Here is a 10573-nt window from a genome sequence, read left to right as displayed (position 1 = left end):
TTGGTTTGGAGTGATCAAGATATAAGGGATCAGTTTCACAAAAACAGCGATGAAGATTTTAATATAAGTCGTTTATATAGTAAAATAATAAACTGGCTTAATAATAGGCATCTGGAAAAAACCCAAAATAAATATAAAAATAAAGATGAAGTTATAGAACAAGGATGATTAAAAAGAGAAGGAAGTAATTATCAATTTATTCACTTAACTATTCAAGAATTTTTAGCAGCATGTTATTTAAAAAATCAGTTAACAGATAATAATACAAAACACAAAGCAGCGAGCTTTATAGGTAAGCATAGAAACGAACCGAAATATTTAATGACTGAAGGTTCTAGCTGGAATAGTTAGTAATGATAACAAACAAGAGTTAACAGAAATATTTTGGGAAGCTGTAACATGTAATGTTAATAGGATATTAGAATTAGGGATTGAAAGAAAGATTATACTCTTAATGCTTTTATTAGCTCAAAGCAAAATTAACGGGAAATTTGATAGTAGAATACCGAATTTAAAACAAATACAAAATTTAATAGATGAAGTTGTGCTAAAAGATATTACGGGTTGGGAACAACATATAATAGACAACGGTTATTTATCGGAAGCGATTGTTAAAACAGTAAGTGAAAAATTACAAAACAAAAAACCTGATCCTCAAGAATTTAAAACAGTTATAGGAATCATCACAGGATTAGCCAATAGAAATGAATGGGGCAGTAAAACGAAAATTTATAAGAAGTTAACAAGCCTATTAGAAATTAAAGATGTTACAAAAATTAGCCCAAATATTAGATGAGACGATAGATCAGACAGTATTACAGGAAAGCTTAAAAAAATAATACCGTTATTAAATAAAAAGGTATTAAATGAATATGTAAATATAATATTGATTGAAATAATTAATATTATGCCTAATTTAGATATAAAAATATTAAATCAGGTAAAAAAATTATACAATAAATACTTTTAGTTACTAAAAGCTTAGTTAAGATAGTAAATACAACACCTAATTATAGCACCCAAGGCATTTAATGCACTGCAAAAATTATTTAATGATCCTATAGAAAAATTCAAGTTCGAGGCAGTTTCAGTTTTAGTTGAAATAGTAAAAGCAAAGCCTAGTTTAGTAAAAGAAGCATTGAACATATTGAAAACACTAATCCATAATGCTAATTATGTCAAATTTGATACTGTGCAATGTTTAAAATCAGAATAACTATTTGGTAACCCTAATAATGAAATTTTATATCAAGCTACTCGAAGCTTAACTGAAATGCTAAGTGTAATGCATGAACAAGAAGCTTTAAATACCCTGCAAGATCTACTAAATGATTCTAATATTTATATTAAGGCTACGGCTGTTTTAAGCTTAGATTTAATATATATTGTACCAAAGTTTAACATTAGCAATATTTAGTATATTGAAAGAAGTATTAAACGATTCCAGCAACGAAGTCAAAATTGTAGTTATTTGGAGCTTAACTGAAACAATACGTATAAAATCCTAGTTTAGCCCAAGAGACATTAAAAATATTGAATACACTACTTAATAACCCTAGTAATTATATTGAATTCACAATCGCCAAAATCCTAGGTTGGATAATACAAATAAACCCCAATGTATCACATGACGCATCTAAAATACTGAAAAATCTGTTTAGTAATTCTGACTATATTATTAAATCCGAGTCTGCTTTAAGTTTAGTTGAATTAGGCAAGGTAAAACCGGCAGAAGAAGCATTTAAAGTGTTCAAAGATATACTCAGTGACCCTTATGTTGACAGATATGCTAAGTATGAAGCTGCTTGGAATTTAATTGAAATATTAAAAGTAATGTTAGTTAATAAAGGAGGTCATAAACAATTTAATGAATTATTAAAAATAATTTACTTAATTAAAATTGAAGCATTCCAATTTGATGAAGATTTACACACAAAGGCAAACACCACTCTACACACAATAACCGATTACATCACTCAAGAATATGCAAAAAGTAAAAATCCTTGAAGTAATAGAATGGTTTATTGCGAGTTTTAACGAATTACCGAATATAAAAGAAAATAGCCACTATTTATCCAGCAGAAATTAACACAGAACTAAGAGGGCAACTATTTAACGAATTAGCAGCTCAAGAACAATGTGATTGCTTTATTAAGAATGAAAAGCTTAAGCCTGAAGAAGAAAAACAGATATTTAAACATAGTAGTAAGCTGAAGTTTGCAAGTGAAATAATTCAAGATGTAAAAATAAGGTGAAAAACCAGTAATTTAAAATTACTAGATGCCGGGGCAAATAAAAGATTAGATGCCTATGAAATTTAAGATAGATAGCCACAATAAAACACTAAAAGCTAGTGGAACAATACAAAAAGCAGAAATCTTTAGAGAAATTGAAAGTTTAGCACAAGAAAGCCCATTATTATATGATTACTGTAATGCATTTTATTGGAATATAAAAAATATCATAAATGTTTGCTGTATTGCTGAAACTAAAATATTTAAAAATAATATTAATGAGCAAGAGGGTATAATAAAAATATTAGCAAAAGATATAGATTTAATAACGCAAAGTTTCTTAATAGATATATTAACAGATTTGGCTTGCAGTATAAGTAGCAGCAAGGCGTGAGAGAAAGCATGGAAATAAAGTAATTAGTATAAACGATATTATTCGCAATAAAATTGGAATGGAAGATTTAGACGATAACTTAAAGAAAATAGCTATTATTAAAACACAAGAACGTAGAAACGAAATAATAAATCAAAAACACCTATATCAAATTCTTATTACACTAAATTTCGAGCTAATATAAAAGAATTAGGTAATGTAGTTAAAGAATTTGGGCTTCCTAAAGCTACAGAAATAAGGACAATATAGCTGTGCAACTAGCTTTAAAGGACTCTATTTTATTTATTGAATCTTTATATACAAACCGTGATGATATATTGCAATGAAAAAAAACGATTTTTACGTGCAGGATGAAAAGGGTGAAAATAGTAATATTGTCTAATGTTAATCTCTTCTGACACCTTAATAAATGTAAAATCAGATAAGCAGCAATTGCCACTCTCCTCAGAATCGTGTATGCTGGTTTTCCCACACACAGCTCAAACCTTGTTAGACCCCCAGAGCTATTTGGTTGTGTGTCACCTTACTCCCATTCAATGGAGCGTTTTATTATGAAACTAATGCACATGTGATGAGTTTCTTTTGAGTCGGCTCACGCTTTTCAAAATATTTCTTATATGCCGGATCATATATTGTAGTATCCATTTTAACTTTCACATGTCTTACAATTCTTTGATACAACCTCGTGTCACACACTATTATATGGCTTTTCGGTTATTTAGGTATATGTGTTAAATATTGCTGGATATCATAGAAAGTACTAAAAAACACAAAATTTCTTTTCATATATCCGTTAGTGTTTTATAATGGCATACAAAAATATACTGCTCCTTTAAATTTATGGGAATTATTTGAAAATAGTGAATTAGTAAAAGCTACTTGGATTAATGATTATCAGCTAATTAATGTTCATGAAATTCCTGATGAAAAATTGACAGAAAATACTTGGTCCGGAATTTTATAATTTTTTATGAAGCACATTCATACACGAGATTTGTTAAAGAGATGGTAAGAAATAGCGGACCTTTTACCTATATGTGCTGAGGTTAATATAAGGATTGATTATATAGAGTTAATTTTATTCTACACTTTGACCAAACTTGGTCAAAAAAATAGAAAAAATACTTAAATCACAATTAATATAGCCAAAAATTTAATCAAAGCCGGTGTAAAAACTGATTTAATAGCTACCTCAACCGGATTAAAGAAGGAAGAGGTTGAAAAACTTAAATAAATTACTTATACATGTATTTATTATCATTTATATTAGGAGGATTAAATGCATTACTCCGTCAATTACGTTTATCAATTAGCTCTATAGAGTTTTATAAAGACGTATATAAAAACTATCAAGGGTATGGAATAAGATATGTATTTACCTTATCTTTTATCCCATCAATAATTTATTGTATTTTTATATTAAATTACATAATAACTTTAAAAGATTATTTTAACGGAATACAATCATCAAAAGTTACAGCCAACATTGAATATATTATCAATCAATTACCGGAAATTAAATATAATAATTCAAACATTTCAGTTGAAGAAGTAGAGCCTATATATTTATATAGCAAGAATAATAATAAAATAGTCGTCATTGATACAAAAAATCAAGTTTCTAACAAAGAAAAAAGCAAAATACCGTTTGTACTTGAAGAGAATAAGCTGAAGATAAATTTAATTGTAGCCAATACTAAGAAAAATTTCCCAAGTACTGTTAACTATTCTGAGATATTCAAGCAAAATGAAGTAATTTTAACTCCTGAAATAATAAAAAAATATTTTGCCGATAATTTATTATATGTACCAAATTTATTTATTTATTTCGGTATGCCGGCTATTATATTATTTTGGTTTGTAACATTCTTATTAGAGAGAAGTATTATAGTTTTGTTAGTATATAGCTTAGCTAATTTACTTACTACTAAAACTTCAATACAAACTTCTATAAGGCTAGTAATGTTTTCAAGCGGAGTCCCGATAATATTACAACCGATTATTATTATATTAATACCGGAATTAAGCATATTATTACAGCTACTACAAATGTTTACAACTTGTTTAGTATTTGTCGCTATTTGGCAAATTAACAAGAACCTATCGCACTATATATAAGAAAAATCAGTTGTCATATAATATGTGATTTCAATTTACTAAAAAAACAGCCTATTATTAAAAAAATAAAAGTTTTTATTGTTAAAATTTTGTTGATAAAAATAGAGATATTCAAATTGCAGATATTGACGGTATCCGGTATCGGTATTGGTAATTTAAATCATCAGGGTAAAATACAAATTAATGCAAAGTTTGGACTAAGTAATGAAAAATTATCCTTTATAAGGATGGTCAATTAGCGGCTATTGAAAGAAAAGGTCCACTTATAAATCAAGAAGGAGTGCCTTTATACAAAGATAACTGAGTCCAAAAAGATAAGAAAGTTTATCTAGTGGGAGATGCCGGAAGAAATATTGATACACCTTTTAGAGATCCAAAAACTAGAGCTAGAGATAATTGGAATAGATTAATAAAGAAATTTAAGCATGCTTTAATACCGGAACATGAGTTAGGAAAATTAAACGATGCTATAGTAGATTCTGTAAGAGTTAAAGTAGTTCATCCAAATCCAAAACTTGCAGAACATCATCTTCAAGAAATAGCTCAAGGTAAACAAATATGGGATGGGCATGAATTTGAAATATTACGTATAGGACCAGAGGAAAAAAATCACCAATTATTCTATGATATCTCCTCTCAAAGATTACTTGATGCTAATGGTAAAGTAGCTTCTACTATCTGTAAAAAAAGTAAAAGCATGAATAATGTTCAAGCATTTGTAATGGGAGATGATGGAACAAATTTATATGGGTACTCATAAAAATCAATATTTGCCAAATACTAAAAATCTTGTTCATGGTTCATTTTTAAGTGGAAAGCCTGCGGAAGCAGCAGGAGTTATAGGTATAAATGATAGGGGAAAAATTGATTACCTTCGTAATAATAGCGGTCATTATCAACCTGAAGTTTTAGATATGTACCGTGCTGTAAAAAAAATACAAGAAACTATGCCCGGTGCTTTAGATAAAAATTGTCAAATCGATATTCAAGGGCATCCACGAATACTTGTTACTGATTTTGTAAAAAATATGGAAACCAAAGTAGGTTTCGGAAAAAATGCTAAAACTCATTATGAAACACTAAGAGAGGAAAGAATAGAGAAAATTAAAAACTATCAAGCTAATTTAAAAAATATTGCTGCTTCTTCAAAACCTAAAGCTAGAAATAGAACAAACAGAGGGCGTGTAATTAACTATTTATAATTAAATGTTATTCCTGCGAAAGCAGGAATCCAGCTAAATTTCATACTCTGGCATTGTTGCGTGGATTGGTAAAACCCACTATGTCACCTAGTGCGCTTGACCACTGGGACCATAAAAATAATTTAAAGTACTAATATTTAAGTTGGGTCCCGCTACAAGCTTGCGGGATGATGACAAAGCAATTTTGGATTCCCGCTTCTAGCTAGGAATGACATCGAAGGTGTTTTTTGCACCATGCAACAACGTTCCTATGTAATGTTGGATTAATCACTTAATTTATAATAATATTCTCTCCTTCTTTTCTACTTCTTTCTACACAATTAAATTTTAGTTTATATTAACAAGCTAATTTTTTATTAAATAATATAATTATATACTTGACTAAATTACTTGGGTATTGTAGATATTAAACAATTTTAAGTTTTAATAGGTTGGTTATATGATGCTGACGACGAAAGGCAGATATGCCGTAATGGCAATACTTGAAATGGCTTCAAAATCAAGTGCCGAACCGGTCACTTTGAATGAAATGTCCGTAAAACAAAATATATCGCTTAACTATTTAGAGCAGATATTTTCTAAACTTAAAAACGCTGATCTAGTTAAGGCTATTAGAGGATCAAAAGGTGGGTATATTTTAATAGGTAACCTAGAAGAAATAAAAATTTCCGATATTATGGACGCCGTTAACGAAAATTTTATAATGACTACCTGCTATAAGAAGTCAGTTAAAACTTGCGTGCCTGATACAATAAAATGTAATTCGCATAAATTATGGCAAGGTCTTGGTAAGCATATTAGAGATTATTTTGAAAATATCTCAATTAAAGATGCTTTAAACTCAAATTTAAATATATGATATATTTAGACCATAATGCTACTACTTTTATCGACCCTAGAGTTAAGGAATTCATAATAAGTTTAATGGACAAGGAACTTAACCCTTCATCAGCACATAGCTCAGGTAGATTTGCTAAGAATCTCATAGAAACGGCACGTGCACAAATAGCGGCGGCTCTTGGTATAACCTTATCATCTAGAGAATATGATATTACTTTTACTTCATCAGGGACTGAAGGTAATAATTTAATAATGAAAAATTTTTATGACAGCGATATTTTTATTTCAGCTATTGAACATTTATCGATCTATAACCATATAAACTACGCTCCAAATATTAAAGTTATAAGAGTTAATACGCAAGGGTTAGTTGATTTAGAACATTTAGAAGAGTTGTTAGCTCAAAGTAATACTAGTAAAAAACTTGTTTCCGTAATAATGGCTAATAATGAAAGCGGAGTTTTACAAGATATAGCTGAGATAGGTAAAATAACTAAAAAATATGAGGCAAAATTTCATAGCGATTTAGTGCAAGGTTTTGGCAGAATACCAATAAATATCAAAGCATTAGGATTAGATTTTGCTACAATTTCAGGGCATAAAATAGGAGGGGGGCAGGGTGGTGCTGCTTTAATTTCTAGCTGTAATTTTCAAGTTACTCCAATGATTATAGGAGGAGGGCAGGAAAAATCAGTACGCTCAGGCACTGAAAATGTTTTAGCAATTGCAGGATTTGGTTTAGCTTCTGCATTGAGGACAGACAATATCTCAGAAAATTATATAAAAATCAAAAAGTTACAAGAAAATTTAGAGAAAAAATTTAAAAAATATCCTAATGTAAATATTGTTAGTAATAACGTAGCTAGGTTGCCTAATACTACCTTAATTACTATACCAAATACGGATGCACAAGCGAAATTAATCGGATTTGATTTACATAATATTTGCGTAAGTTCCGGTTCTGCTTGTTCATCGGGAAAAATATCTAAATCGTATGTATTAACCAATATGGGTGTAGGGGAAGAAGAAGCAAAATCTTCGATTAGGATATCTTTAAGCCATACTAATACGGTAAGTGATATAGAGGCTTTTATAGAGGTTTTTGAGGAGATTTACGATGTCATTCCTAGCTAAAAGCGACGTTGTTGCACGGCTCCGTTTATGTCATTCCCGCTTCCGCAGGAATGACATCGATGACTGTTTAAACTATACCAAAACATGAATTAATTTAACCATATGAACCCACAATTAAACAAATTAACCTTACCGATATATATGGATTATCAGGCGACGACTCCAATAGATCCAAGAGTAATGGAGGCAATGTTGCCTTATTTTACTACCAAGTTCGGCAATCCTCATTCACGCAGCCATTCTTTCGGTTGGGAGGCAGAAAACGCCGTTGAAGAGGCAAGGAGTATGGTAGCAAAGTTAATAGGAGCGGATACTAAAGAAATTATTTTCACTTCCGGTGCAACTGAGTCTAACAACCTTGCAATAAAGGGAATAGCAAAATTTTACAGTAATAAAAAGAATCATATTATTACCGTAGTCAGTGAACATAAATGCGTACTTGATGCTTGCAGGCATTTAGAGCAAGAAGGTATAAAAATCACATACTTACCGATTAAGCCAAATGGAATAATCGATTTAGAAACTCTAAAAAATGCCATTACCGATCAGACTATGTTAGTTTCAGTTATGGTGGTTAATAATGAAATAGGTGTTGTTCAGCCTTTAAAGGAAATCGGGAAAATTTGCCGTGAAAAGGGCGTTTTTTTTCATTCCGATATTGCTCAAGGTTTTGGTAAAATTCCAATTGATGTTAACGAGTTTAATATTGATCTTGCCAGTATCTCAGGGCATAAAATTTACGGTCCGAAAGGAATAGGGGCATTATATGTAAGGAAAAAACCTCGTGTGCGTGTTACACCGCTCATAAACGGTGGCGGGCAGGAGAGAGGTATGCGTTCAGGTACGCTACCGACTCCTTTAATCGTAGGGCTTGGCATGGCTGCTGAAATAGCGTATAGTGAGATGGAAAAAGATACTAAGCATGTAAATTACTTATTCGACAGATTTTTAAATAATATACATAAGCGAATTTCAGAAGTGTATTTAAACGGCGATAAAAATCAAAGATATAAAGGTAATTTAAATTTAAGCTTTGCCGGAGTTGAAGGAGAATCCATTATCCTTGCCATTAAAGATTTAGCGGTTTCCTCCGGTTCTGCTTGTACTTCTGCCTCTTTAGAGCCGTCATATGTTTTACGTTCTATGGGAATCGGTGAAGAGCTTGCCCATACTGCAATTAGGTTCGGCATAGGTAGATTTACTACCGAGCAGGAAGTTGACTACGCAGTAAATTTAATATGCTCAAAAATCGATAAACTAAGGGAATTAAGTCCTCTTTGGGAAATGATGCAAGAGGGAATTGATTTGAAAAAGATTAAATGGGCTGTACATTGAGAATATCGTCATTGCGAGCAGCCGTAGGCTGCGTGGCAATCTTGTCAAAATATCCTGAGATTGCTTCGTCAAAACTTGCAGTTTTTTCTCGCAATGATGGCTCAGGTATTCACGCAAGTATAACATACAAAACCAAATTTTAGAGAATAACAATGGCTTATAGCAAAAAAGTGATAGATCATTATGAAAATCCTCGTAATGTTGGATCGCTTGATAAAGAAAATAAAAATGTTGGTACAGGACTAGTTGGAGCTCCTGCTTGCGGTGACGTTATGAAGTTACAAATCGCAGTTGATGATGACGGGATTATTACAGATGCTAAATTTAAAACATTCGGCTGCGGTTCAGCTATTGCTTCAAGTTCTTTAGTAACGGAGTGGGTTAAAGGAAGATCGGTAGAAGATGCCGAGACTATTAAAAATACCGAAATAGCAAAAGAATTGTCACTTCCACCGGTAAAATTACATTGCTCATTACTTGCTGAAGATGCAATAAAAGCAGCTATAGCCGATTACAAACAGAAAAAAGAAAGCAAAAAAGACTCTTAAAACATGAAAAATGTTATTTCATTAACCGCTTCTGCTGCAAAGCAAGTAAAATTGCTCATAGCAAAACGCGCCAAGCCTACCTTTGGTATTAGGGTAGGGGTTAAGTCAGGCGGTTGTGCCGGTCAGACTTATTACGTGGAATATGCCGATAGTAAAAATCAATTCGATGAAGTAGTTGAAGAAAAGGGCGTACGGATACTAATCGACCCAAAGGCATTAATGTATATTCTAGGTTCTAAAATGGACTATGTAGAGACTAAATTCAAATCCCAATTCACTTTCACCAATCCCAACGAAAAAGCTAATTGCGGCTGCGGCAAATCTTTTAGCGTGTCACACTTTAAAATCAATAAAGGTTTTAAAATATAAAGAACTAGAGGAAAGAATTGATTTCTTTTCTCCGCTTAATACAGAAGAAAATGAGCATGGAATCAAAATAATTCAAGGTAATAAAGTACATGACCGTGATAATATAGAGGGGATAAAGATTGAGCAAGAGTATGGATATTCGGTTTATAATATTAAAGTTGATGGTTTAGAATCTGCTGAATATGTTTTAAATGTCAGTAATATTAAAAGTTTGGATTCTGATAAAAAATTGCTGTTGTTGGAGGAAATCTTAAATTTAATAATCAAGGCGTCCCTTTCTCTATTATTGCAGAGAAGGTAGAAAATATAGGTTTTGATTTAAGAGCAGCCTCTACTTTTCAAGAGATATTCGCAAAAATGTTTTCGTACTTTTGTTTTTCTATGAAAATATATGATTTG

The 10573-nt window shown here is 31.2% G+C and carries 14 protein-coding genes; all 14 read left to right on the top strand.

Going from position 1 to position 10573, the window contains the following annotated elements; all coding sequences use genetic code 11:
• The 14 genes from MCC_RS07255 (at window position 1) to MCC_RS04630 (ending at window position 10174) form a co-directional block, all read left to right on the top strand.
• Window positions 1-168, top strand: coding sequence for a hypothetical protein (locus MCC_RS07255; protein WP_014408757.1), 168 nt, complete (start codon window positions 1-3; stop codon window positions 166-168).
• A 286-nt stretch (window positions 169-454) separates the two neighbouring features.
• On the top strand, window positions 455-796 hold the full coding sequence (locus tag MCC_RS04690; protein WP_014408756.1) for a hypothetical protein: 342 nt from the start codon (window positions 455-457) through the stop codon (window positions 794-796).
• 477 nt (window positions 797-1273) lie between these two features.
• Entirely contained in the window at window positions 1274-1417 is a 144-nt protein-coding gene (locus MCC_RS09550) for a hypothetical protein (RefSeq protein WP_014408755.1), read from the top strand.
• 116 nt (window positions 1418-1533) lie between these two features.
• Window positions 1534-2007 carry a hypothetical protein gene (locus tag MCC_RS04685; protein ID WP_014408754.1) on the top strand — a complete coding sequence of 158 codons (474 nt, stop codon included), beginning with the start codon at window positions 1534-1536 and terminating at the stop codon, window positions 2005-2007.
• 303 nt (window positions 2008-2310) lie between these two features.
• Entirely contained in the window at window positions 2311-2628 is a 318-nt protein-coding gene (locus MCC_RS10445; protein ID WP_231288663.1) for a hypothetical protein, read from the top strand.
• Between the two features lie 796 nt (window positions 2629-3424).
• Window positions 3425-3592, top strand: a complete 168-nt coding sequence (locus MCC_RS10440) for an Rpn family recombination-promoting nuclease/putative transposase (protein WP_014120874.1) — start codon at window positions 3425-3427, stop codon at window positions 3590-3592.
• A gap of 281 nt (window positions 3593-3873) precedes the next feature.
• A complete protein-coding gene (locus MCC_RS04670) occupies window positions 3874-4746 on the top strand; it encodes a DUF1189 family protein (RefSeq protein WP_041405431.1) in 873 nt (290 codons plus the stop codon).
• Window positions 4747-5077: 331 nt separating this feature from the next.
• Window positions 5078-5506, top strand: a complete 429-nt coding sequence (locus MCC_RS08170; RefSeq protein WP_014408750.1) for a hypothetical protein — start codon at window positions 5078-5080, stop codon at window positions 5504-5506.
• A 187-nt stretch (window positions 5507-5693) separates the two neighbouring features.
• Window positions 5694-5948 (top strand): hypothetical protein, encoded by a 255-nt coding sequence (locus MCC_RS11210; RefSeq protein ID WP_041405430.1) that lies wholly within the window; start codon window positions 5694-5696, stop codon window positions 5946-5948.
• 439 nt (window positions 5949-6387) lie between these two features.
• A complete protein-coding gene (locus MCC_RS04650) occupies window positions 6388-6807 on the top strand; it encodes a Fe-S cluster assembly transcription factor (protein ID WP_014365701.1) in 420 nt (139 codons plus the stop codon).
• On the top strand, window positions 6804-7922 hold the full coding sequence (locus MCC_RS04645; protein WP_014408748.1) for a cysteine desulfurase family protein: 1119 nt from the start codon (window positions 6804-6806) through the stop codon (window positions 7920-7922). Before MCC_RS04650 ends, MCC_RS04645 begins: the two co-directional genes overlap by 4 nt.
• A 102-nt stretch (window positions 7923-8024) precedes the next feature.
• Window positions 8025-9257, top strand: coding sequence for an IscS subfamily cysteine desulfurase (locus tag MCC_RS04640; protein WP_014408747.1), 1233 nt, complete (start codon window positions 8025-8027; stop codon window positions 9255-9257).
• Between the two features lie 152 nt (window positions 9258-9409).
• Window positions 9410-9805, top strand: a complete 396-nt coding sequence (gene iscU, locus MCC_RS04635; protein ID WP_010977348.1) for a Fe-S cluster assembly scaffold IscU — start codon at window positions 9410-9412, stop codon at window positions 9803-9805.
• A 3-nt stretch (window positions 9806-9808) separates the two neighbouring features.
• A complete protein-coding gene (locus MCC_RS04630) occupies window positions 9809-10174 on the top strand; it encodes an iron-sulfur cluster assembly accessory protein (RefSeq protein WP_014408746.1) in 366 nt (121 codons plus the stop codon).
• The last annotated feature ends 399 nt before the right edge of the window (window positions 10175-10573 follow it).

It is taken from the genome of Rickettsia rhipicephali str. 3-7-female6-CWPP (assembly GCF_000284075.1).
Lineage (GTDB): Bacteria > Pseudomonadota > Alphaproteobacteria > Rickettsiales > Rickettsiaceae > Rickettsia > Rickettsia rickettsii.
Note: the sequence above shows the minus strand (reverse complement) of the source record. Positions and strands in the feature narration are given on the sequence as shown.